At 71.5% G+C, this 23754-nt stretch carries 21 protein-coding genes; 7 read left to right on the top strand and 14 right to left on the bottom strand.

All coding sequences use genetic code 11. The features are described 5' to 3' along the window. Positions 1-71: 71 nt before the first annotated feature. Positions 72-809, bottom strand: a complete 738-nt coding sequence (locus tag M4D53_RS11315; protein WP_232089255.1) for an IclR family transcriptional regulator — start codon at positions 807-809, stop codon at positions 72-74. Positions 810-903: 94 nt separating this feature from the next. On the opposite strand from M4D53_RS11315, the gene hutH reads away from it, so the two are divergent. Genes hutH through hutI form a run of 3 tightly spaced genes read left to right on the top strand, consistent with a single transcriptional unit; the run spans position 904 to position 5259 of the window. Beyond that, positions 904-2445: a histidine ammonia-lyase gene (hutH, locus tag M4D53_RS11310; protein WP_259954080.1), complete on the top strand. Its 1542-nt coding sequence runs from the start codon at positions 904-906 to the stop codon at positions 2443-2445. Next, a complete protein-coding gene (hutU, locus tag M4D53_RS11305) occupies positions 2438-4096 on the top strand; it encodes a urocanate hydratase (RefSeq protein ID WP_259954078.1) in 1659 nt (552 codons plus the stop codon). Before hutH ends, hutU begins: the two co-directional genes overlap by 8 nt. Further along, on the top strand, positions 4093-5259 hold the full coding sequence (gene hutI / locus M4D53_RS11300) for an imidazolonepropionase (protein WP_259954076.1): 1167 nt from the start codon (positions 4093-4095) through the stop codon (positions 5257-5259). The genes hutU and hutI overlap by 4 nt, the downstream gene beginning before the upstream one ends. A gap of 12 nt (positions 5260-5271) precedes the next feature. On the opposite strand, the gene M4D53_RS11295 is transcribed toward hutI, so the two are convergent. The 4 genes from M4D53_RS11295 to M4D53_RS11280 are packed head-to-tail and all read right to left on the bottom strand — an operon-like array spanning position 5272 to position 10323. After that, positions 5272-7140, bottom strand: coding sequence for a glycogen debranching N-terminal domain-containing protein (locus tag M4D53_RS11295; RefSeq protein ID WP_259954074.1), 1869 nt, complete (start codon positions 7138-7140; stop codon positions 5272-5274). Then, on the bottom strand, positions 7137-7976 hold the full coding sequence (locus M4D53_RS11290) for a carbohydrate ABC transporter permease (RefSeq protein ID WP_259954073.1): 840 nt from the start codon (positions 7974-7976) through the stop codon (positions 7137-7139). The genes M4D53_RS11295 and M4D53_RS11290 overlap by 4 nt, the downstream gene beginning before the upstream one ends. Further along, positions 7973-9070 carry a carbohydrate ABC transporter permease gene (locus M4D53_RS11285; RefSeq protein ID WP_259954072.1) on the bottom strand — a complete coding sequence of 366 codons (1098 nt, stop codon included), beginning with the start codon at positions 9068-9070 and terminating at the stop codon, positions 7973-7975. Before M4D53_RS11285 ends, M4D53_RS11290 begins: the two co-directional genes overlap by 4 nt. Before the next feature lie 2 nt (positions 9071-9072). Further along, positions 9073-10323 carry a sugar ABC transporter substrate-binding protein gene (locus M4D53_RS11280; protein ID WP_259954071.1) on the bottom strand — a complete coding sequence of 417 codons (1251 nt, stop codon included), beginning with the start codon at positions 10321-10323 and terminating at the stop codon, positions 9073-9075. A gap of 116 nt (positions 10324-10439) precedes the next feature. Between M4D53_RS11280 and M4D53_RS11275 the strand changes: the two genes are divergently transcribed. Then, complete coding sequence (locus M4D53_RS11275) at positions 10440-11444, top strand: LacI family DNA-binding transcriptional regulator (RefSeq protein WP_187662417.1); 1005 nt, start codon at positions 10440-10442, stop codon at positions 11442-11444. Positions 11445-11473: 29 nt separating this feature from the next. Here the strand turns inward: M4D53_RS11275 and M4D53_RS11270 are convergent, their stop codons facing one another. Both M4D53_RS11270 and M4D53_RS11265 read right to left on the bottom strand, forming a co-directional pair. Then, a complete protein-coding gene (locus M4D53_RS11270) occupies positions 11474-12388 on the bottom strand; it encodes an agmatinase family protein (protein ID WP_259954070.1) in 915 nt (304 codons plus the stop codon). Between the two features lies 1 nt (position 12389). After that, positions 12390-13667: a DUF445 domain-containing protein gene (locus M4D53_RS11265; RefSeq protein ID WP_187662415.1), complete on the bottom strand. Its 1278-nt coding sequence runs from the start codon at positions 13665-13667 to the stop codon at positions 12390-12392. 36 nt (positions 13668-13703) lie between these two features. On the opposite strand from M4D53_RS11265, the gene M4D53_RS11260 reads away from it, so the two are divergent. Continuing rightward, positions 13704-13976 carry a metal-sensitive transcriptional regulator gene (locus tag M4D53_RS11260; protein ID WP_025102619.1) on the top strand — a complete coding sequence of 91 codons (273 nt, stop codon included), beginning with the start codon at positions 13704-13706 and terminating at the stop codon, positions 13974-13976. Between the two features lie 18 nt (positions 13977-13994). On the opposite strand, the gene M4D53_RS11255 is transcribed toward M4D53_RS11260, so the two are convergent. Next, the gene (locus tag M4D53_RS11255; RefSeq protein WP_187662414.1) at positions 13995-15383 is read right to left on the bottom strand and encodes an aspartate aminotransferase family protein; all 1389 of its coding nucleotides are present in this window, start codon (positions 15381-15383) and stop codon (positions 13995-13997) included. Positions 15384-15398: 15 nt separating this feature from the next. Then, on the bottom strand, positions 15399-16883 hold the full coding sequence (locus tag M4D53_RS11250) for a CoA-acylating methylmalonate-semialdehyde dehydrogenase (protein WP_259954069.1): 1485 nt from the start codon (positions 16881-16883) through the stop codon (positions 15399-15401). 98 nt (positions 16884-16981) lie between these two features. Between M4D53_RS11250 and M4D53_RS11245 the strand changes: the two genes are divergently transcribed. Continuing rightward, entirely contained in the window at positions 16982-18523 is a 1542-nt protein-coding gene (locus M4D53_RS11245) for a PucR family transcriptional regulator (RefSeq protein ID WP_259954068.1), read from the top strand. A 9-nt stretch (positions 18524-18532) separates the two neighbouring features. On the opposite strand, the gene M4D53_RS11240 is transcribed toward M4D53_RS11245, so the two are convergent. Genes M4D53_RS11240 through M4D53_RS11220 form a run of 5 tightly spaced genes read right to left on the bottom strand, consistent with a single transcriptional unit; the run spans position 18533 to position 23133 of the window. Beyond that, positions 18533-19000 carry an Lrp/AsnC family transcriptional regulator gene (locus M4D53_RS11240; RefSeq protein WP_187662412.1) on the bottom strand — a complete coding sequence of 156 codons (468 nt, stop codon included), beginning with the start codon at positions 18998-19000 and terminating at the stop codon, positions 18533-18535. A gap of 54 nt (positions 19001-19054) precedes the next feature. Next, complete coding sequence (locus M4D53_RS11235; protein ID WP_187662411.1) at positions 19055-20215, bottom strand: acyl-CoA dehydrogenase family protein; 1161 nt, start codon at positions 20213-20215, stop codon at positions 19055-19057. Continuing rightward, a complete protein-coding gene (locus M4D53_RS11230; protein WP_259954067.1) occupies positions 20212-20970 on the bottom strand; it encodes an alpha/beta fold hydrolase in 759 nt (252 codons plus the stop codon). The genes M4D53_RS11235 and M4D53_RS11230 overlap by 4 nt, the downstream gene beginning before the upstream one ends. A 40-nt stretch (positions 20971-21010) precedes the next feature. Further along, positions 21011-21928: a sugar kinase gene (locus M4D53_RS11225; RefSeq protein WP_187662409.1), complete on the bottom strand. Its 918-nt coding sequence runs from the start codon at positions 21926-21928 to the stop codon at positions 21011-21013. Next, positions 21925-23133: an MFS transporter gene (locus M4D53_RS11220; RefSeq protein ID WP_259954066.1), complete on the bottom strand. Its 1209-nt coding sequence runs from the start codon at positions 23131-23133 to the stop codon at positions 21925-21927. Before M4D53_RS11220 ends, M4D53_RS11225 begins: the two co-directional genes overlap by 4 nt. 377 nt (positions 23134-23510) lie before the next feature. On the opposite strand from M4D53_RS11220, the gene nrdH reads away from it, so the two are divergent. Further along, positions 23511-23744, top strand: coding sequence for a glutaredoxin-like protein NrdH (nrdH, locus tag M4D53_RS11215; protein WP_017202656.1), 234 nt, complete (start codon positions 23511-23513; stop codon positions 23742-23744). The last annotated feature ends 10 nt before the right edge of the window (positions 23745-23754 follow it).

Raw genomic sequence — 23754 nt, 5'->3', positions numbered from 1 at the left:
ACAAGAAGGCCACCCAATGCTGGGTGGCCTTCTTGCGTTAACGCGATCGCTCCGCGGCCCGCAGGACGGACTCAGCGCGCCAGGCGTGCCTCGAGCGTCGCCGCGGTCTCGCGTACCGCTTTCGCCAGCGCAGATTCCCTGCCGTCGTCGTCGGCCCAGGTGACCGCCACGGCGGCGACCGGCCATCCCGCAGCGTCCCGCACCACTGCGCCCACGGAGCGCAGTCCGTCCGCGACCTCACCGTCCTCGGTCGCATACTCGCGGACGCGGACTTCGCGGAGGAGTTCGCGCAGTTCGCCGGGCCTGCGAGGACCGCGCCCTGTGCGGTCGGAGAATGCGGAAGCATCCGGATACAGCGCCCGCACCTGTTCGCGGGGGAGCGCGGCGAGCATCGCGCGTCCCGTTGCGGTCAGATGCGCCGGGAGGCGCACGCCCACGTCGGTCACCAGTGCCGGGCGTCGCGGCGCCCGTTCCTCGACGATGTAGAGCACATCGCCGCCGCTCATCACCGCGAGGTGTGCGCTTTCCCCGAGATGGTCGGAGAGTGCGGCGATGAGCGGACGGCCGAGCCGTGCCAACGGTTGCTGCCGCGCATAGCCCCCTGCCAGCTCGAAGGCCGACGTGCCGAGTCCCCATCGACGCTCCTCACGGAGGTGCAGGACGAAGCCATGGGCGGCGAGCGTGCGCAGCAGGTGATAGACCGTCGATCGCGGAAGCATCAGCTCGCGGGCGATCGCGGACGCCGCGACCGGTGCCGGCCGACCCGCCAGGTAGCTGAGGATGCGCAGGGTCTGCGCCGCGGCAGGCACCTGGGCTTCATCGGTCTCGGGGATGTCTGGGATCACAGACACAGGTTGCCACGAAGCCGCGTGCGCGTCGACCCGGCGGGTGTGGAATCGAGACATGAGCGATCCTGCCCCTGTCATCGTCGGCGCCGCCCCTCTCTCCCCGGCGGAGGTCGTCCGCGTGGTCCGGCATGACGTGCCCGTCCGGGTGGATCCCGCCGCGCTGGCGAGGGTCGCCGAGAGCCGCCGTGTGATCGACGGCCTCGCCGCGGACCCGCACCCGCACTACGGGGTGTCCACCGGCTTCGGCGCGCTGGCGACGACTTTCATCGCTCCTGAGCGGCGACTGCAGTTGCAGGCGAGCCTCATCCGCTCCCATGCCGCGGGGACCGGCGCCGAGGTCGAGCGGGAGGTGGTCCGCGGGCTCCAGCTGCTGCGCCTCCAGACGCTCGCCTCGGGGCGCACGGGCGTGCGTCCTGTCGTGGTCGAGACCTACGCCGCGTTGCTCAACGCGGGCATCGTCCCCGTGGTCCGCGAGTACGGGTCACTGGGGTGCTCCGGAGATCTCGCCCCGCTCGCCCACATCGCCCTCGCGGCGATGGGGGAGGGCGAAGTGCGCGACGCCGCCGGGCGTCTCGTCGACGCGGCCGACGCCCTCGCCGCGGCCGGCATCGCTCCGCTCACCCTCGTCGAGAAGGAGGGGCTGGCCCTCATCAACGGCACGGACGGCATGCTCGGCACTCTGGTGCTCGCGCTCCACGACCTCGAGACGCTGCTGCTCACGGCGGACGTGGCGGCGGCGATGTCGGTCGAGTCGCAGCTCGGCACCGATGCCGTGTTCGCCGCCGACCTCATGGCGCTGCGTCCGCAGGCGGGCCAGGCGGTCTCCGCCGGCCACCTCCGTGCACTGCTCACCGGGTCCCCCATGGTCGCCAGCCACAAGGGCCCGGAGGACGGCCGCGTCCAGGACGCATATTCGCTGCGCTGCTCGCCGCAGGTGCACGGCGCCGCACGTGACACGCTCGGGCACGCCGCGATGATCGCGGAGCGCGAGCTCTCCAGCGTGATCGACAACCCCATCATCACCCTCGACGGCCGCATCGAGTCCAACGGCAACTTCCACGGGGCCCCGGTCGCCGCTGTCCTCGACTTCCTGGCGATCTCCATCGCCGACGTCGCCTCCGTGTCCGAGCGCCGCACCGACCGGGCGCTGGACCCGGCCCGCAGCCACGGGCTCCCGCCGTTCCTGGCGGCGGAGGTCGGCGTCGACTCCGGTCTGATGATCGCGCAGTATGCGGCGGCCGGCATCGTCTCGGAGCTCAAGCGCCTCGCGGTTCCGGCCTCGGTGGACTCCATCCCGTCCTCGGCGATGCAGGAGGACCACGTCTCGATGGGCTGGGCCGCGGCGCGGAAGCTGCGGCGCGCGGTCGACGGCCTCTCGCGGGTCCTCGCGATCGAGATCCTCACCGCGGCCCGTGCGCTCGACCTGCGCGCGCCGCTGCAGGCGGGCCCGGCGACCGGAGCCGTGCGCGACCTCGTCCGCACCGTCGCCGCAGGCCCCGGACCTGACCGCCACCTCTCGCCCGAGATGGAGGCCGTGACCGCCCTCGTCCAGTCGGGCGCCGTCGCCCGTGTCGCAAAGGAGCACATGCATGACTGAGGACACCGCAGCGCGTACGGTACGCGCAGCCCGAGGTGCCGAGCGCACCGCGAAGAGCTGGGGCGCGGAAGCGGCCAAGCGCATGCTCATGAACAACCTCGATCCCGAGGTCGCCGAGCACCCGGAGGACCTCGTCGTCTACGGTGGGACGGGCAAGGCGGCGCGCAACTGGGCGGCGTACGAGGCGATCGTCCGCACGCTCGACGAGTTGGAGTCGGATGAGACGCTCCTCGTCCAGTCCGGGAAGCCGGTGGGGGTGTTCCGCACCCATGAGTGGGCACCGCGCGTGCTCATCGCCAACTCGAACCTCGTCGGTGACTGGGCGACCTGGCCGGAGTTCCGCCGCCTGGAGGAGCTCGGGCTGACGATGTACGGCCAGATGACGGCCGGCTCCTGGATCTACATCGGCACGCAGGGCATCCTGCAGGGGACGTACGAGACGTTCGCCGCTGTGGCCCGCTCGCTGGGCCGGGATTCCCTGCGGGGCACGCTCACGTTGACCGCCGGCGCCGGCGGTATGGGCGGGGCGCAGCCTCTCGCGGTGACCCTCAACGAGGGCGCGGTCCTGATCGTGGACGTCGACGAGACGCGGCTGGCCCGCCGCGTCGAGCACCGGTACCTCGACGAGTACACCACCGACCTCGACGCGGCGGTGGCCCGGGTCGTGGCGGCGAAGGACGCCGGTCACGCCCTCTCGGTCGGCGTCGTGGGCAATGCCGCGGAGATCTTCCCCGAGCTCCTGCGCCGGGGCGTGCCGATCGACGTCGTGACCGACCAGACCAGCGCCCATGACCCGCTCGCCTACCTGCCGATCGGCATCGACGTGTCCCGCTGGAAGGCGGAGGCCGCGCGCGATCCGGAGGAGTTCACCCGGCGGTCGAGGGAGTCCATGGCCGCCCACGTCGCCGCGATGGTCGGCTTCCAGGACGCGGGGGCGGCGGTCTTCGACTACGGCAACTCGATCCGCGCGGAGGCGCAGCTCGGGGGCTTCGACCGGGCGTTCGCGTTCCCGGGCTTCGTCCCCGCCTACATCCGTCCGCAGTTCGAGGAGGGGCGAGGACCGTTCCGCTGGGTGGCGCTCTCCGGAGACCCGGAGGACATCTTCAAGACGGACCGTGCGATCGCCGAGCTCTTCCCCGAGGACGCCGCGCTGCACCGCTGGCTCGACAAGGCGGGGTCGGCCGTCCACTTCGAGGGGCTGCCGGCGCGCATCTGCTGGCTCGGCTACCAGGAGCGGCACCTCGCCGGGCTGAAGTTCAACGAGATGGTCGCGTCGGGAGAGCTCTCCGCACCGATCGTCATCGGCCGCGATCATCTGGACTCCGGGTCCGTCGCGTCCCCGTACCGGGAGACCGAGGCCATGAAGGACGGCTCCGACGCGATCGCCGACTGGCCGCTGCTCAACGCTCTCCTCAACACCGCCTCCGGGGCCTCATGGGTGTCGCTGCACCACGGCGGCGGGGTGGGGATCGGCCGCTCGATCCATGCCGGGCAGGTGACGGTGGCGGACGGTTCGGCCCTCGCCGCGGAGAAGCTCGCGCGCGTGCTGACCAACGACCCGGGAACCGGCGTGATGCGGCATGCGGACGCCGGGTACGACCACGCCAGGGAGGTCGCGCGCGACCGCGGACTGAAGGTGCCGATGCTGTGACGACCACCCTCATCACCGGGATCGGGGAACTGACGACCAACGTCGCCGCCGAGGGCGATCCGAGCGGCACGCTCAGAGACGCCGCCGTGCTGATCGACGGCGAGCGGATCGCGTGGGTCGGCCCATCCGCGGGAGCCCCCGCCGCCGACGAGGTCGTCGACGCCCGGGGGAGGGCCGTGATCCCCGGATTCGTCGACAGCCACAGTCACCTCGTCTTCGGAGGCGATCGCGCGGCGGAGTTCGAGGCGCGCATGGCGGGGCAGCGGTACGCGGCGGGCGGCATCCGCTCGACGGTGCAGGCGACCCGGGCGGCGAGCGACGACGAGCTGCGGAGCCGGCTGCGTGGCTTCATCGAGGAGCTGCGGACGCAGGGCACCACCACGGTCGAGATCAAGAGCGGCTACGGTCTCGCCGTCGCGGAGGAGGAGCGCCTCGTGCGCCTCGCCGCCGAGGTGACGCCGGAGGTCACCTTCCTCGGGGCGCACGTGGTGCCGGTCGAGTACGCTGACGATCCCGATGCCTACGTCGACCTCGTCGTGGGGCCGATGCTCGACGCCTGCGCCCCGCACTCCCGGTGGATCGACGTGTTCTGCGAGACCGGCGCCTTCACGGTGACGCAGTCGCGGCGGATCCTGGAGGCGGGCATCGCCCGGGGTCTCGCTCCTCGCGTGCATGCGAGCCAGCTCGGCCCGGGCGATGGCGTGCGGATGGCGGTCGAGCTCGGGGCCGCCTCCGTGGATCACGGTACCTACCTCACCGACGCGGACGTCGCCGCGCTCGCCGCGTCGGACACGGTGCTCACGCTGCTCCCCGGTGTGGAGTTCTCCACGCGTCAGCCCTATCCGGACGCCCGCGGGCTGCTGGACGCGGGGGTGACCGTGGCGCTCGCGTGCGACACGAACCCGGGGTCGAGCTTCACGTCGTCGATGGCCTTCTGCATCGCCATCGCCGTGCGGGACATGGGCATGACCACGGCGGAGGCGGTCTGGGCCGCCACCGCCGGCGGGGCGCGGGCACTGCGGCGGGACGACATCGGCCGGATCACCCCCGGGGCGCGCGCCGACCTCGTGCTGCTCGACGCCCCCTCCCGCGTGCATCTGGCGTACCGGCCGGGGGTGCCGCTGGTGCAGCGCGTCTGGAAGGACGGGACGGCCGTCGTCTGACCGTCCCGCCCCTCATCGCAGGGCTTCGGCGCAGACCACGGCGGCAGCGGCGGACCATGCCTGCGGACGGCAGGCGGCCGGGTAGGGGACCGGTCGGCCGCCGTCGACGCGGGGCTCGCCCGAGTGCAGCTCCGGCACGCGGTAGTCGAAGCCCTCGGCGAGATCGAGCAGCTGGGCGGCGATGCGTCCGGCATGATCGGTGAGGCCGGCGCGGAGCATCCCGTGCACGGCGATCGCGGTGTCGTGGGTCCACACGCTGCCGCCGTGGTAGCTCAGCGGCCAGTATCCCGAGGCCTCCGTGGACATCGTGCGGACGCCGTACCCGCTCGACATCGTCTCGCCGACGAGCAGTTCCGCGCAGGCGCTCTCCTCGTCCGGATCGAGCAGCCCGGTGCCGATGAGATGGCCGATGTTGCTGGTGAGCGTGTCGACCGCGGCGCCGTGGGCGTCGAGGGCGATGGCGGGGTACCGCCCCTCCGGCGTGGTGACCCAGTAGGCCTCCCGGAAGCGTCGCCGCAGGTCCGCCGCCCACGAACGCAGGTCGTCACCGCCGGCTGCGCCCAGCTCGTCGAGGAGCGCTGCTCCGCGCACTGCGGCCTCGTAGGCGTATCCCTGCACCTCGCTGAGCGCGATCGGACCTTCCGCGAGACGGCCGTCGCGCCACTGGATCGAGTCGCCGGAGTCCTTCCAGCCCTGATTCGCCAAGCCGTGGCCCGACTCATCCGCATAGTCGATGAAGCCGCTGCCGGAGGCGTCGCCGTGCTCGATCATCCACGTCACTGCGGCGCGCAACGCGGGCTCCAGGTCCTTCAGCTCCGTGATCGTCAGGCCGGCCGCGCGCGCGTCGGCGAGGAGGCAGATCCACAGCGGTGTCGCGTCGACCGTGCCGTAGTAGAGCGGAGGCAGCAGCACGCCCTCGCCGGGGAGGGAGAGCTCCGCGCTGCGGAGCTCGTGCGCGATCTTGCCCGGGGCCTCCGCGGTGCCGGGGTCGTGCACCGTGCCCTGGAGACGCGCGAGCACCCGCAGGGTGGAGGCGGCGATGTCGCGGTCGGCGGCGAGGGCGAGACGGGCCGTCCAGATCGAGTCCCGTCCGAACAGGGTGAAGAACCAGGGGGCGCCCGCGGCGTAGAACGCCTCGTCCGGCTGATCCGGCAGGGCCAGTCGCAGGGCATCGAGGTCGGCGCAGGCGCGCTCCAGCCAGCGCGCGGCGCGAGGGTCCGCTCCGGTGGGGACGGGCCGGACGCCGGCTGTCCGTGGCGACGACGTCACGACCAGGGTCGGATCGTCGAGGTCGACCGACCACGTCACCTCGACCTCGCCGCGCGGAGGGACGGTCACCCGCCAGGCGAGCAGCATCTCCCGACCGTCGATCGACACGGCGGCGTCCACAGCGTGCAGCGTGAACGACGCCTGCCCTGCGCGGCAGCGCTCGCCGTCCCACGACCACTCCTCGCCCCCGGCCACCCCCGCCTTGACGAGCTGCATGGGGGTGAAGTCCGGGCGGATGCGCACCGTGAGCTCGGCCGTCACCTCGTGCATGAGGTGCGAGGACACCCGCAGGGTCTCGGTCAGTCTTCCCGCCTCGACGGTGCGATCCCGGTCGAGGCGCACCTTCGGATCGGCGGCGGCATCGTCGAGTCCGCGCAGCAGGCCGGTGAACAGCGCACGCTGCGGGACCGGCGCCGAGCAGGCGATGGCTTCCAGGGCGGTGTCCCGCACCTCGAGTCCGATCGCGGCGATGTGACGGACGTCGCCGTGGTAGACCCCGTGGATCGGGGCGCCGCCCACGTCGCCGTCGCGGTCGGACCAGACCTGGGTGGGGGCGTCGAGCACCACCACGGCGTCGTCGAGCAGCGGCTGGAGGTGGGGGCGGTCGGTCATTCCTTGACGGCTCCTTCGGTGGAATTCATGATGCGGCGCTGGAAGATGAAGAACATCACGGCGACGGGGATCGTCATGATGAGCGCCGCGGCGAGCTTGAGCGGGTACTGGGTGCCCTGGCTGAGCTGCCCGCTGGCGAGCGAGGCGACACCCTTCGTGAGGGTCGTCAGCGCGGGGTCGTTCGTGGACACGATGAAGTGGCTGAGCTCGTTCCACGACCCCTGGAACGACAGGATGACGATCGTGATGAGGGCGGGCGTCGCCATCGGGAGCACGACCGACCAGAAGGTCCGGAACGCACCGGCTCCATCGATCCGCGCCTGCTCCTCGACCGAGACGGGGATCGACTCGAAGAAGTTCTTCATGATGAAGACGCCGGCGGCGTCGACCAGCAGAGGCAGGATCATGCCGGCGTAGGAGTTGAAGATGCCGAGCTGGTTGATGACGAGGAACTTCGGGATGAGCAGGACGACGGTCGGCACCGACATCACGGCGACGAGGGCCGCGAACACGACTCCTCGACCGCGGAAGCGCAGACGCGCGAGCGCGTATCCGGCGAGGGAGTTGAAGAACACCCGCCCCGCGGTGACGAAGATCGTCACGATGGCGCTGTTGACGAACCACGACGGGAAGTCGGAGTTGGCGAAGAGCCGTTCATAGGCGGCGAACGTCCACGACTCCGGGAGCAGGTTCACGCCGGAGCTCGCAGCGTCCTCGTCCGTCTTGAAACTCGTGAACACCTGGATCAGGAACGGGTAGATGTAGATGACGGCGAGCACGATCAACACGGCGTACAGCACGATCTGCCAGGTCAGCTGCGTGCGCGAGAGCCTCATGACGTCCCTCCCTCGCGCGCGACCTCGTACGCGCGGATGCGGCGCCGCGATACCGGCCGGTCGCGCAGCACCCAGCGCTGCAGCAGCGTGAAGATCACGATGATGACGAAGAGGATGAAGGCGATCGCGGCGCCCTGACCCCACTCCTGATCCGTGAACGCCGTCTTGTACGACAGGTACGCCGGGGTGAGGGTCGTCTTGCTGGGGGCGCCACGGGTGCCGGTGTAGATCTGATCGAACACCTGCCAGCAGCCGATGAGCCCGAGGGTGAGCACCGTGAACAGCGTCGGCCGCAGCTGCGGCAGGGTCACCCGCCAGAACCGCTGCCACCCGTTCGCCCCGTCCATCATGGCCGCCTCGTCGACGTCCGCGCCGAGATTCTGCAGACCGGCGAGGAAGAGCAGCATGAAGGTGCCGGAGGTCGTGAAGATGGCCATCAGGATGTAGGCGCTCATGGCGATCGACGGACCGGCGAGCCACTCCCACCAGGAGATGCCCAGCATCCCGCCGCCGGTGAGCGCGGCGGGTCCGGTGTCGATGCCGATGCCGCTGAGCGCGAGATGCAGGATGCCGCGGGGGTCGTTGAACCAGTTCGGACCGTTCAGACCGAACCAGGCGAGAACGCTGTTGACCGCTCCGCTCGCGGAGAACAGGAAGAGCCAGAGCACCGTGATCGCCACCGAGCTCGTGACGGAGGGGAAGTAGTACGCGGTCCGGAAGAACCCGCGGCCGCGCAGCACCGCTCTGTTCACCAGGACGGCGAGGAACAGGGCGATGGCCGTCTGCAGGGGCACGACGAGCAGCACGTACCAGGAGTTGTTGCGCAGCGCGGTCCCGAAGTCCTTGGTCGCGAGGCCGCCGTCGGCCAGCACGGCCGAGTAGTTCTCGGTGCCCACGAACGAGACCGACGGCGAGAGGGGGCTGCCGCGCCCCGCCCAGTCCGACATGCTGACCCAGAGCGCCATGAGCACGGGGACCAGCAAGAAGACCCCGAGGATGAGGATGACCGGCGCCGTGAAGAGCCACCCGGCTGCGGCCTCGCCGCGGCGGAGTCCGGAGGCTCCCCCGCGGCGAGACAGGGCGTGTCCCGCCATCGCTACTCGACGATCGCTTCGAGGTTCGACTGCACGGTGCCGAGGATCTGTGCGGGATCTCCCGTCTTCAGCGACTCGAGCTGCGCGTTGAAGTCGGCGATCACGTCCGCAGCGCCGTCCTGGTTGGGCGGGAACTGCGCGTAGTCCGCTCCCGCGAGGAAGGGCGCGAGGTCCGGGTTGTCCGCGGTCCACTGGTCGGCGGCGGAGGTGATCGACGGCATCGGGCCGAACGCCTTCGAGAAGGCGAGCTGGCTGTCGGCACTGGTGAGGTACTCGACGAGGTCGAGGGCCGCCTGCTGGTTGGGGCTGTCGGCAGCCATGCCCCAGCAGTTCGTGAACTGCAGGGTGCCCTGGCCGCCCGGTCCTTCGGGAAGCTCGGCGACGGTGTAGTCCACGGAGCCGAAGTCGTTCGCCATCGCACCGGTGATCCAGTTGCCTTCGATCACCATCGCGGCCAGCTCCTTCCCGAGTGCCTCGCCGCCCCAGCCGGCCCCGACGTCCTTCGCGTAGGCGAAGGTGCCGTCGACGAGGTGGGTCTGCACGTACTCCAGCGCCTCGACGTTCGCGGGGTCGTCCGCGATCGCCGTGCCGTCCTTCACGAGCCCACCGCCGGCCTGCGCCATGAACGTGCCGACGCGCTGGTACTCGGCTCCGAAGGCCAGACCCACGTGGTCGGCGGTGGTGAGCTTCTGCGCGACGGCCGCGAGGTCGTCCCAGCTCTTCGGGAGGTCGGCATCGGTGAGTCCCGCCTCCGCCCACATGCGTGTGTTGATCACGAGCGCGAGCGTGGAGAAGTCCTTGGGCGCACAGTAGAACGTGCCGTCGAGGGTGAAGTTCTCGACGAGGGAGGGGTAGAAGTCGTCCTTGTTCGAGAGCTCGTCGCCGTACGCCTGGAGGGAGCCGTTCGAGGCGTACCCGGCCATCTGCTCCGGTGCGAGGTAGAAGAGGTCGGCGGGGTTCCCGGCGGCGAAGCCCTGGGAGAGCTCCTGCGCCAGGTCGCTCGCCACCTGGAGGTCGACCTCGGTGCCGGACTCCTCGGACCAGGCGTCGAGCGCCGACTGCACTGCGGCGGTCTCGGCGTCGCCCGACGAGCCGATGAGGATCGTGAGGCCGTCGTCGGAGGAGGTGAGGTCCGTGTCGCCCTCGCTCTGCTCCTCGCCTGAGAACCCGGAGCCGCACCCGGTGAGCACGAGGGTGGTGGTGATCAGGACCGCTCCGGCGCCGAGCCAGGCGCGTGTGGTCTGCCGTGTCATGTCTCTCTCTCCTTTGATGAGGGCCGGCGGGCAGGAATTTGAACGATCAAACTCTGCATGGAATACGCTAGGTGCGGCAGTGCGGACGTGTCAAGCCGCCGGGATCGAGGAGTGCGATGGCCAAGGCCCCCACGGTGGAGGATGTGGCGGCACACGCCGGCGTCTCCCGCCAGACGGTGTCGAACGTCCTGAACACCCCGGACATCGTCCGGCCGGCCACCCGGGAGCGCGTGCTCGCCTCCATCGACGAGCTCGGCTACCGTCGGCACGCGGCGGCCCGCCGGCTGCGCCTGCGTCGGAGCTCGACGATCGGCATCCGGCTCGACCCGTACCTGGGCGGGATCTCGGGGGTGGTGCTGGATCGGTTCGTGCACGCCATCACGGAGCGGTCGAGTGATCGCGGCATGCGCATGCTCGTGTACGCGGCACGGACCCCGGAGGAGGAGCTCGGCCGGCTCGCCGAACTGTGGGACGGATCCGAGATCGATGCGGCGATCCTCACCGGCACCGTGCGCGACGATCCCCGCGTCACGCGGCTGGACGCGCTCGGTCTGCCGTTCATCTCCTTCGGACGGCCGTGGGGGGATGACGACATCTCCGATCCGATGCATCTCTGGGTCGACGTGGACGGCGCGGCGGGCACCAGGGCGGCGACGACGTATGCGCTCGAGCACGGGAGCGCGGTGACCTTCCTGGGCTGGCCGTCGGGGTCAGGCACGGGGGACGATCGAGAACGCGGGTGGCGCGAGGCCGTCGCGGAGGCGGGTGCGCACGGCGCCAGGGTCGTCGCCGAGGACTCGGTTCCCGAGGCGCGTCGGGCGATCACCCGGGCGCTGGAAGACGGCATCCGGGCGGACGCCATCGTCTGCGCCAGCGACTCTCTCGCCGTGGGGGCCCTGCTCGGCCTCGCCGACGCCGGGAAGACCGTCCCGGTCATCGGGTTCGACAACACGCCCACCGCCGAAGCCTTGGGATTCTCCAGCGTCGAGCAGCGACCGGAGGATGTGGCGGAGGCGATCCTCCATCTATTGATGGGGCCGACGGGGGACGTCGTCGCGCCGCGTCGGGTCGAGTCCGGCTCGGCGCACGCGCTCATCACGCCCGAGCTCGTCGTGCGCTGATCCGGCGCGTCGCCCGGCCGCTCCTCTGCTCAGCGTGCCGCGAGGCCGGCGAGCAGCTCGAGCACGCAGAGGGCCGCGAGTCGCACGGTGCGACCGTCCTCGGCATCCGCTGTCGCATCGACCTCGGCGATGTCGGTGCTCCGGACCCGCGGGTCGGCGGCGACACCGCGCGTGAGGGCGCGCAGCTCCCACGCCGCCAGGCCTCCGGGGACGCTGGCCGGGCATCCCGGGGCGACCGCGCGGTCGCACACGTCCACGTCGATGTCGAGGTGCACGCGGGGCCGGTCGCCCGCCCCCGCGATCTCGACCGCCTCGGCCACGACGTCGGCGATCCCGCGACGGCGCACGTCGTCGAGCGTGACGACCCGGATGCCCCAGTCCGCCGCCCGGCGCGCGTAGGCGGCGGAGTTCGCGAAATCGGCGAGGCCGATCTGCACGATCCGGGTGGGGTCGATGCGGGCGGTGGGGAGGCCGGACGCCGCCGGGGCGTCTTCGACGAGTCGTCGCACCGGCGTGCCGTTGGAGACGCCGTCGCGCAGGTCGAAGTGGGCGTCGAACGTGATCAGGCCCGTGGCCTCCGCACCGAGGGCGACAGGGTAGGTGAGGGAGTTGTCGCCGCCGAGAGCGATGACGAGGTCGGACGCTCGCGCCAGCTCCCGGACCCGCTCGATCGTCCGTGCCTCTCCGGTGTCGCCGTCCGGCTCCGGCACGTCCCCGGCATCCGCGATGCGGAGCACCTCGTCCAGGTCGATCGTCGGCGGGCCGAGGACCGTCGTGCCGTAGCGGGGGAGCGCCTCGCGGATCGCGGCCGGCGTCGCGTGGGCTCCGGTCGGGGACAGCGAGGTGCGCCAGGTCGGGACGCCGAGGAGCACCGCATCGGCCGTGTCCTCGAACGCGGGCCAGGCCCCGGCGCGCGGCCAGGACGGATCGTGGGACAGCGCCATGTCAGACTCCCGGGATCAGGGCGTGGGCGACGGTGAAGATCGCAAGGCCGGCGAGGGCGCCGACGACGGTGCCGTTCAGACGGATGTACTGCAGGTCGCGGCCGACCATGAGCTCGATCTTCTCGGTGGTCTCGGCGGGATCCCAGCGCTCCACGGTGTCGGTGATGATCGAGGCGATGTCGTGCCGGTACCGGTCGACGAGGAAGACGGCCGCGTCCGAGACCCACGTGTCGACCCGGCGCTGCAGGGCGGCGTCGGTCGTGAGCCGCTCGCCGACCTCCTGCAGGGCTTGCACGGCGCGACGCCGCAGCCCGCTCTCCGGGTCGGCGAGGGAGGTGAGGAGTCCGTTCTTGGCGGTGTTCCAGGCCTCCGCCGCCAGGGCGCCGACGCGCGGGCTGTCGAAGAGAGCAGCCTTGGCGTTCTCCAGTTTCTCGCGCGTCGCGGGGTCGTTCTGCAGAGCGTCAGCGAGGCGGGACAGGTACCCGTCGATCGCGAGGCGGGCCGGATGCCGCGGATCGGCCTGCACGGCGCGGACGAACTTGACCGCCTCGTTGTACACAGTGTCGTCGATCAGGCGGTGCGCGATCTTCGGCATCCACCCGGGGAGTCGTCGGGAGACGAGTCCGGCGAAGGACGCGGCGTTCGCGTCGAGCCACCGCCCGATGCTGTCCACCGCGAGGTCGACAGCGCCGTGGTGCGCTTCCGCGTCGACGATCTTCTCCAGCCACGCTCCGGCGGGCGGCCCCCACTCCGGTGCGACGAGGTGCTCGCGGGCGAGGTCGGCGAGGAGGTCGCGCACGTCGTCGTCGCTCAGCGCGTTCAGCACCGCCGTCGCGACCGTCGCGCCCTCGGCAGCGACCCGCTCGGCATGCGGGGTCTCGCGGAGCCACTCGCCGGCGCGGAGGGCGATCGCGGTGCTGGTCAGCTTGGTGCGCACGACGTCGGCAGCGAGGAAGTTCGTCTCCACGAACTCGCCCAGCGTGCGGCCGATCTCGTCCTTGCGGTTCGGGATGATCGCGGTGTGCGGGATGGGCAGGCCGAGCGGACGGCGGAACAGCGCCGTGACCGCGAACCAGTCCGCCAGCGCGCCGACCATCCCGCCCTCCGCCGCGGCTCGCACGTAGGCGAGCCCACCGACCCGCTCCTGGAACGCGAACGCGACGATGAAGGCGAGGGCCATGAAGATGAGGGCGCCGAGCGCGACGGCCTTCATCCGCCGCAGCGCGCGCCGACGCTCCTGGTCGGCGACGGAGAGCAGCGTCGTGGGTGTTCGCGGCATGACGTCATCCTTTCACGGGGCGAGTAGCCTCGATACGTGATCGAAGACATCAAGAAGCGCGCTCTGCACCGCACCAGCATCCTCGAGGGTCAGATGCGCGGTGTCGCGCGGATGATCGAGAACGAGGAGTACTGCATGGACATCATCACGCAGTCCCGCGCGATCCAGCGCTCCCTCGAGTCGCTCAACCGTCTGCTGTTGGAGAACCACCTGCGCACGCACGTCACCCACATGTTCGAGGACGGCGGCGAGGAGCGCGACAAGGCCGTCGGCGAGCTCCTCAAGGCGTTCGACTTCGACCGCAAGTAGGCGGGCGCCGCCGGCCGCTCAGCCGGCGGCGATATCGTCGGCGACCGTCAGCGCCTCCTCGATCCCGGCCAGTCCCCGCACCAGCTCCGCCTCCTCGATCACCAGCGGCGGGGCGATGTGCACGCGGTGGAAGTGCGTGAAGGGCCAGACTCCTGCCCGCTTCGCGGCGGCTGCGAACGCGGTCATCGGCGCGGCATCGGTACCGGTCGCGTTGAACGGCACCAGCGGCTCCCTGGTCTGCTGGTCCCGCACGAGCTCCACCGCCCAGAACAGGCCGCGGCCGCGTACCTCACCCACGCTCGGATGCGACGATGCCCACGCGCGCAGCGTCGGGCCGACGATCCGCTCACCGAGGTCGCGTACCCGTTCCAGGATGCCGTCGCGGCGGTACACCTCGAACGTGGCGACACCGGCCGCGCAGGCGAGAGGGTGTCCGGAGTACGTGAGCCCGCCCGCGAACGGAACGGTGTCGAAGGCTGCGGCGATGCGGTCCGAGATCACGACGCCGCCGAGCGGGACGTAGCCCGAGTTCACCCCCTTCGCGAAGGTGATCAGGTCGGGGCGCCCCTCGAAGGCGTCGATGCCGAACCATTCGCCGAGCCGGCCGAACCCCACCATCACCTCGTCGGCGATGAAGACGATCCCGTAGCGGTCGCACAGCGCGCGCACCCCGGGCAGATAGCCGGGCGGCGGAAGCAGCACGCCGTTGGTGCCGACCACTGTCTCGACGATGATCGCGGCGATCGTCTGCGGGCCCTCGAGCTGGATGGTCTGCTCCAGATGCGCGAGGGCGCGCTCCGTCTCCTGCTCCGGCGTCTCGCTGTGGAACGGGGAGCGGTACAGGTACGGGCCGAAGAACCGCACGGCGCCGGTGTCCGTGACGTCGTTCGCCCAGCGACGGGGGTCGCCGGTGAGGGAGATCGCGGTGGCGGTGGAGCCGTGGTAGCTGCGGTACATCGACAGCACCTTCCGGCGGCCCGTGGCCTGCCGGGCCATGCGCACCGCGTACTCATTCGCCTCCGCGCCGCCGTTCGTGAAGAACACCTTCTCGAAGCCGTCCGGGGCGACCTCGGCGATGAGGCGCGCGAGCTCACCCCGCACATCATTGGCCATCGACGGCTGGATGGTCGCGAGCCGCCCGGCCTGCCGCTGGATCGCAGCGACGAGGTCCGGGTGCTGATGGCCGAGGTTGAGGTTCACGAGCTGGCTGGAGAAGTCGAGGTAGGCGGTGCCCTCGTAGTCCCAGAACGTCGAGCCCTGGCCGGCGGCGACCGGCAACGGGTCGATCAGCGCCTGGGCGCTCCAGGAGTGGAAGACGTGGGCGCGGTCGTCGGCGCGCACCTGCGCTTCGGCGTCGGGGGCGGGGAGGGGAGAGGAGACTCCGTGGCGGTCGGTGAAGGTCGTCATCGTGATCGCTCCTCGTCAGTGGTTGCTCGGGAAGCCGAGGTCGATCTGCGACGGGGTGTGGTCGGGCCACCGCGTCGTCACGACCTTCGACCGCGTGTAGAAGTGCACGGACTCCGGGCCGTAGATGTGCGCGTCGCCGAAGAGGGAGTCCTTCCACCCGCCGAAGGAGTACGCGCCGACGGGCACCGGGATCGGGACGTTGACGCCGACCATGCCGACCTCGATGTCGAACTCGTACTGCCGTGCCGTCCCGCCGTCGCGCGTGAAGATCGCCGTGCCGTTGCCGTAGGCGTTCGCGTTGACCAGCGCGACGGCCTCCGCGTAGGAGCCCACGCGCACGACGGACAGGACCGGGCCGAAGATCTCGTCGTCATAGACGCGCATGCCAGGGGTGACGTCGTCGATCAGGCTCACGCCGAGGAAGAAGCCGTCGCCGTCGAACTCCGCGCTCGTGCCGTCGACGACGACCCTGGCGCCCTCTCCGGGGGCTCCCGCGACATAGGACGCGACGCGATCGCGGTGCTCCGCGGTGATGAGCGGGCCCATCGCGCTCGCCGGGTCCGTGCCGGGGCCGATCGAGAGGCCGTCGATGCGGCGGGCGATCGCGGCGACGAGGTCGTCGGCGATGTCGCCCACGGCCACGAGCACGGACACCGCCATGCAGCGTTCGCCCGCGGAGCCGTAGGCCGCGGAGACGGCGGCGTCGGCGGCCGCGTCGATGTCGGCGTCGGGCATCACGACCATGTGGTTCTTCGCGCCACCGAGCGCTTGGACGCGCTTCCCGGCGGCAGACGCCCGCTGGTAGATCGCCCGGGCGATGGGCGTCGATCCGACGAAGCTCACCGCCTGCACCCGCGGGGACTCGAGAAGCGCGTCGACGGCCTCCCGGTCGCCGTGCACGACGTTGAGGACGCCGTCCGGCAGGCCCGCCTCGTGGAACAGCCGTGCGAGCCACACCGCGGCGGACGGATCCTTCTCACTGGGCTTGAGGACGACGGTGTTGCCGCAGGCGATGGCCGAGGCGACCATCCACAGCGGCACCATGACCGGGAAGTTGAACGGGGTGATGGCGGCGACCACCCCGACCGGCTGCTTGACGGAGTGCACGTCGACCCCGCGGGCGACCTGCTCGCTGCGCTCGCCCTTGAGCAGATGTACGAGGCCGGCCGCGAACTCGACGTTCTCGATGCCCCGGGACACCTCGCCGGCCGCGTCGGACAGGACCTTGCCGTGCTCGGACGTGACGATCGCCGCCAGCTCGTCCGTGCGCTCCGTGAGGAGCTGGCGGAGCCGGAAGAACACGTCGGCGCGTTTGATGAGGCTCGTCTCCCGCCACGCCGGGAGTGCCGCAGCCGCGGCGGCGACGGCGGCGTCGACCTCGGCGGCCGAGGCGAAGGCGACCTCCTTCGTGACGGCTCCTGTCGCCGGGTCGAAGACGGGGCCGCGGCGCGCCGCAGCGGCCGTCTCGGTGCCGTTGATGAGATGACGGACGGTGTTCACAGGTGCTCCTTCGCAGTGGATCGCGTATCGCACACTCTGACCGAGGGTCGCTACGCTGGGGCTCGGCCCATGCTCACAGAGAACGGAGCCCGTGCAGAGTGGCAGAGCGTCAGGAGTTCTTCTTCGGTCGGACAGACCGTCCGGATCGGCGCTCGTCGGCGCTGCTCGTCGGGGACGTCCTCGCTCTTCCCGCGGTCCAGGAGGGAGCGCCGACCGTCCTTGTCGGCGGCCCGGCACTCGAGGCCGGGGTGCGGTGGGTCCACGTCTCGGACAGCGCCGACGTCGCCCGCCTGCTCGACGGCGGCGAGCTGCTGCTCACGACCGGCGCCGCCTGGCCGACCGGCACCGCAGCACTGCGCGTGCTCGTGGCGGAGCTGGCGGCGATCGGGGTCTCGGGCATCGTGATCGAACTCGGCCCGCGGATGTCCCGCGTCCCGGACGCGGTCATCGAGGCCTGCGCCGCCGCCGGTCTCGCCCTCGTCGCGCTCGCGGTGGAGGTGAAGTTCGTCGCGGTGACCGAGGCCGTGCACCGGGCGCTGATCGAAGCGCAGACCGCGGCGCTCCGCGAACGGCAGCGTCTGCATGATCTCTTCACCGCCCTCAGCCTCCGTGGCGCACCGGCCGACCTCATCGTGTCGGAGGTCGCCCGTGCGCTCGACGTCCCCGTCCACCTCGAGAACCTGGCAGGAGAGGTCGTCGCCGTCGAAGCTCTCCGCGTTCCGGTCGGCCAGGCTCTCCGTCCGCCCGGCCCGGATGGCGGTGACCGTGTGCCGGTGCAGGCGCGCGGTGTGCGCTGGGGCTGGCTCATCGCGGCGGACGGTCCACCGCATCCCGCCGGTCGCGCCACCGTCTTGGAGCTGGGGGCGACCGCCCTCGCCTTCGGTTGCCTCGCCGACGGGGAAGGCGCGTGGACCGTGCTCGCGCACCGCAGCCTCATCGAGGATCTCCTCGGCGCGCGCTTCGCCCGTGAGGAGGATGTCGAGGTCCGGCTCCGGCGGCTCGGGCTGGATCTCGCGGGCACCACCGGCACCGGGCTCGTGTTCCGCACCGACGAGGCATCGGACCGGCTGGTCGCCCGTGCGCGTGCGGCCGGTCTGGCTGCGGTGGGCTCGCGGCGCGGCGCCGACGTGGTGCTGCTCGTCGCGACCGGCGTCGGCGCCCTGTCCGATGCGGCCGTCCGCCACCTCTCCGGCGGTGCGCCCGCGATCCTCGGTCCGAGCGCCGAAGGCGTGCTCGGACTCCTGGCCTCGACCCGTGCCGCGCTCGACCTCGCCGCGCGGCCGTCCGGGGGTGACGTGCCGCCGGTCCGCCGCGTCGCCGACCGGCCGCTCGAGCGCCTCGTGTCCGCCCTGCGCGACGATCGGCGACTCCAGGCGCACAGCGAGCAGATGCTGGATCCGCTCGTGCGTCACGACAGGGATCGCCGAGGCGATCTGCTCGCCGTGCTCGCCGCTCTCGTGGCGCACCCGGGCAACCGCTCCGCCGCGGCGGCCGCGAGCCACCTCTCCCGCTCGGTGTTCTATCAGCGCCTCGCGCTCATCGGCGACCTGCTGGGCGCGGATCTGGACGACGGGGAGACCCTCGCCGCCCTGCACCTCGCCCTGCTCGCCCGCCGTCGTGATACGGCGCCGCCGCTCTGAGCGGGACGGTCAGCGTGTGCCCCAGGCGAACTGCTGCTTCTGGAGCTTCGCGTAGATGAAGGTCTCCGTCGACACCACGCCCTGGATCGGACGGATGCGGTCGTTGACGAGCGCCAGCAGATGGTCGTCGTCCTCGCACACCGCCTCGACGAGCACATCGAACGATCCGACCGTGATCACGACGTAGTCGACCTCGTCGATGTCGGCGATCGCCTCGGCCACGCCCCGCGCGTCGCCGGCGACCTTGACGCCCACCATCGCCTGCCGGTGGAAGCCGAGCTGCATCGGATCCGTCACCGCGACGATCTGCATGATGCCCGACTCGGTGAGGCGCTGCACCCGCTGGCGGACGGCGGCCTCGCTCAGCCCCACGATGCGGCCGATCTCGGAGTACGAGCGGCGGCCGTCCTCCTGCAGCATCTCGACGATGGTCTTGGAGATCGCGTCGAGGGTGTGGTCCTTCTTCGACGGTGCCATGGTGCGATCCTGGCACTGCGGACGATCGCGGACAACGGGGTCCGCGTGCGCCGATCAGGCCTCGATCGGGCCGAGCCAGGCGCTCGCCGCTGTGGCGTGCGCCGACTCGGGGTCGGAGGGGTGGAACGCCCCGGCGAGGACGTCGCGGTACAGCCGGGAGAGCTCGTTGCCGGAGAAGTACGAGCCGCCACCGGCCACCAGCATCGCCTCGTCGACCACCTGCTTGGCCATCGTCACCGCCCGGTGCTTGACTCCCGAGAGCGCGGGGAACCAGCCGGCGCCGCGGTCCGCGCGCTCATCCACGTCGCGGGCGAGGGCGGCGATCTGCGGCGGGAGCGCGTCGTAGGCGAGGGCCATGTCGGCGATACGCCAGCGGATGTCCGGATCCTGGCTGTACGCGGTGCCGCTCTTCTTCGAGCGACGTCGGTGCGCCGCCGCCACGGCCAGCTCGAGGGCCCGGCGCGCGATGCCGGTGTAGACGGAGGCGAGGAGGATCTCGAAGACGGAGAAGATGCCGAAGACGATCGGGTCCGGGCTGGGTCCCGGGTCGATGCGCCGCACCACGTGCGCCGCATCCGCGACGGCGCCGTCGAGCCGCGTGGTCCGGCTCTGTGTGCCGCGCATGCCGAGGGTGTCCCAGTCATCCGCAGTGGTGACCGCGGACGTGCGGTCGACGAAGGCGAACACGAGCTTCGGCGCGTCCGGGCTCGTGGTGTCGAGGCCGTGCAGGCCGAGCTTCGTCCACACGGGGGCGAGCGAGGTGAAGATCTTGGTGCCGGTGAAGGCGTAGCCGCCGCCGCCGTCCGGGACCGCCGCCGTGTCGCTCCCGAACAGCACGAGGTCGTTGCCGCCCTCGCTGATGCCGAACGCGAAGACCTCTCCGGCCACGGCGCCGTCCTGCACGAACTCGAGACCGGGGACCCCGCGATCCGAGAAGACCTTGGCCACGCCGGTCCAGACCAGGTGCATGTTGATCGCCAGGGCCGTTGCGGGCGCGGCGCCGGCGAGCCGCTGCTGGAGGACGGCCGCCTGCTCCAGGCCGAGTCCCGCGCCGCCGCGCTCCCGGGGCACGAGGATGGACAGGTAGCCGGCTGCGCGGAGCTCGTCGAGGTCCGCCTGGGGGAAGGTGTTCTCCCGGTCGTGGATCGGCGCCCGTTCGCGGATGCGGTCGAGCAGGTCGTCGGGGAGATACGCCGACGGGTCGAAGTCGTTCATGCCAGAGCCTCCAGGAGCTGTCGGATCGATTCCTCCGGGCGGTCGCGATGCACCGAGTGGCCGGCGCCGGCCACGACCGACAGGGAGATGCGGGGGTTGCTCGCGAGCACCTCGTCGGCGAGGGCTCCGGTGAAGATGCTGTAGACGGCGGGGTCGCCGCCGATCACGTGCGTGGGCACGGTCAGGCGGGCCGCGTGTCCGCGGACGTCCCACGGCTGATTCTGGGCGCTGGTCTGCTCGACCGCCCACGCACTCGCCCGCCGGACGGCGTCGACCTTGAGCTCCTGGTCCTGCGGGTGCCAGTGCGGATGCTCCTGCCGCACGGCGTCGAGGCGGTTGTCGGCGAAGGCGCGTTCCTGGTTGTGGCGGACGATGGCCGCGTCCCGCTGGACGATGTGGATCGCGGGGTCGATGAGGACCAGGCGGTGCGTCCAGCCCGTGTCGTCGGCGGCGGCCACCGTACCGGCCGCCCCGCCGAGCGAGTGCCCGACGACGGCGTCCCAGGCGCGCGACCCGGCAGGCCGCGTCGCGACGAGATCCGCGGCATACGCCGCGACGGAGTAGTCGAGGGCCCGCGGGGCGTCACCGTGGCCGCGCAGGTCCACCGCCGTCGCGTGCCAACCGGCCGCCGCGAGAGCATCGCCGAGCCGCCACATGAGTGCGCCGGACGAGCCGAGACCGTGCACGAGAAGGGCGCGTCGCCCCGCCGCGGGATCGCCCCAGCTCAGGCGGGGAAGGGTGACGGGAGCGGGCATGGCACCAGCCTACGACCGCGCCAGGACGCGGCGGGCGGAGTCAGCGCGCCGGCTCCAGGGGCGGCAGGTCGGCCGCGATGCGGAGCACTCGCGCTGCGGCCTCGTGTCCTGCGGCCAGGCGGGTCTCGAGGTCGGCGCCGTCGAGCGTCGCGGCCAGGAACCCGGAGGCGAAGGCGTCCCCCGCACCGACGGGCTCCACCACGTCCACGGTCGGCGCGGGCACGAAGACCGGGTCCGCGTCACCGGCGAAGGCCGTGGCGCCGACGTCGCCGTCCTTGACGACGAGCAGACCGCAGTGCGGAAGGTGCGCGCGGATCTCCGCGGCCGTCGCGGTGCCCCAGATGCGCTCGGCCTCGTCACGGCCGACGAAGGCGATGTCGGCGGCGTCGGCCAGGCGCGCGAGGGTCGCGGCCGCCTCCTCGGGGCTCCACAGCGCCCGGCGGTCGTTCACATCGAAGGAGACGACGGCTCCGGCGGTGCGCGCGTCCGCGAAGAGCCGGTCGACCATCGCCAGGCAGGTCGCAGACAGCGCCGGGGTGATGCCCGTGGTGTGCACGATACGGACGCCGGCGAGCTGCGCGGGGGACAGGAACCCGGGTGCCATGCGCGAGGCGGCCGAGCCGCGGCGATAGTAGTAGACCGCCGAGGACTCCACGCCGGGATCCTTGAACATCACTCCGGTCGGCGCCTCCGGGTCGACCTCGGTCCAGAGTTCGACGCGACGCTGCTCCAGCTCTGCGGAGAGGCGGCGGCCGAGAGGATCGTCGCCGAGACGAGAGGCCCAGACAGCCCGATGGCCCGCGGCCGCGACGCCGACGGCGACGTTCGCCTCCGCACCCGCGTGGGTGATCGACGCGGTGTCGGCGGTCGTGAGGTCGGCGCCGGTCGGCGTGATCAGGGCCATCGACTCGCCGACGCACACGATCGCGGGGGAGGAGGACGGGACGGAAGGGCTCATGAGGGGGTGACCGCCAGGGGCTCGGTGTCGGGATGGGGGCTGGCGTCGCGGTGACGCAGATCGGGGAAGGACCGCACGAACACGATGGAGACGAGCAGTCCGACCGCCGCGAAGATGGTGGCGGCCAGGTACGCACCGCGCCAGTCGCCGACGTCGACGAGGAAGCCGGCGACCGCCGATCCGGCCGCGGCGCCGATGAGCTGCCCGGTGCCCGCCCAGCCGAAGGCCTCGGCGGTCTCGCTGAACTTCACGCTGGCCGTGGTGATGGCGAACAGCACCGCGAGGGCAGGGGCGATGCCGATGCCGGCGAGGATGAGCGTGCCGCCCAGCCAGTAGACGTTGAGCATGACCATCGTGAGGGCGAGGCCCACCGTGACGATGAGCAGGCGGCGCGCCATCGCCCAGGGGCCGATCGGGATGTGGCCGAAGGCGAGGCCGCCGGCCAGGCTGCCGGCGGAGAAGACCGCGAGGACGAGACCCGCCGCGAGGCTGCCGTGCTCGAACGTCGCGACCACGCCGACCTCGACCGCGGAGCAGGCGCCGATGAGCAGGAATCCGATGACGGTCGCGAGGAGCACGGGCGGCTTGAGCACGACCGTGCCCAGCGCGTTGCGGCTGCGCGGGATGCGCACGCGGCCGACCTCGGGGGAGAGGATGAACCACGCACCGCCGGCGACGAGGACGATCGCCACCAGGAGCAGGCCCTCCATGGTGCCGACCTGGGTGGAGACGAGGGTGATGACGACCGGCGCCAGCACCCAGATGATCTCCTGCAGGGACGCGTCGAGGGAGAACAGCGGGGTGAGCTGACCGGCGTTCACGAGCTTGGGGTAGATGGTGCGGACGGCCGCCTGCACCGGCGGCGTCGAGAGGCCGGCGATCATGCCCAGGGCCATGTATCCCGGGACCGAGAGGGGCAGCAGTCCCAGGCCGAGTACCGCGATGACGCAGACGGACAGGGTGAGGGTCAGCACCCGCCGCATGCCCCAGGCGCCCATCCACCGGCTGGTGATGGGGCCGGCGACCGCTTGGCCGACACTGGTCGCGGCGAGCACGAGGCCCGCCGATCCGTACGATCCGGTCTGCTGCTCGACGTGCAGCAGGATCGCCAAGGACATCATCCCGTTGGGGAAGCGCGCGGTGAGCTGGGCGGCGATCATGCGGCCCACTCCCGGCGTGCGAAGAAGATCCCGATAGCCCGCCACCCGACAACGGTACCGGGCGGCGGGGACGTCGGTGCGATGGGCCGGCGATGGACACGCCGCGACACGCCGTGGACACGCCGGACGACGAATTCCACAGGCCTGGGGATGTCGGATGCCCCTCATAGGGTGCCTCCTGTGGATGGATCTCTCCCAGGCTCCTCCCAGCCGCGATTTCCCGCGGGTCGCCGACCCCGGGAGAGGGGGTCCGCCTGTGGAAGAAACGGTGGACAACCTGTGTTGTATCTGTAGAGAGAGGTGGAAAAACTACACGGATGTAACTACTACCCCTTGTGGTCGCACCGAATGTCCGTCCCTATATGTAGTATTGAGATCCCGGCGGAGGTCTGCCGGAGAAACCAGAGATTTGAGGGGTTCAGATGTCGATCACGGTGTACACCAAGCCTTCCTGCGTCCAGTGCAACGCGACCTACCGTGCCCTGGATGCCAAGGGCATCGAGTACGAGATCCACGACCTGTCGGAGGACCCGACGGCGCTGGAGCAGGTCAAGGCGCTCGGCTACATGCAGGCTCCCGTCGTCGTCACCGACGAGGACCACTGGTCGGGCTTCCGTCCCGACAAGATCGACGAGCTCGCGTCCCGCCTGGCGTAGTCCGACAGGC

This window comes from Microbacterium meiriae, assembly GCF_025143875.1.
GTDB classification, from domain to species: domain Bacteria; phylum Actinomycetota; class Actinomycetes; order Actinomycetales; family Microbacteriaceae; genus Microbacterium; species Microbacterium meiriae.
This window is presented reverse-complemented; position numbering and strand designations above follow the sequence as displayed.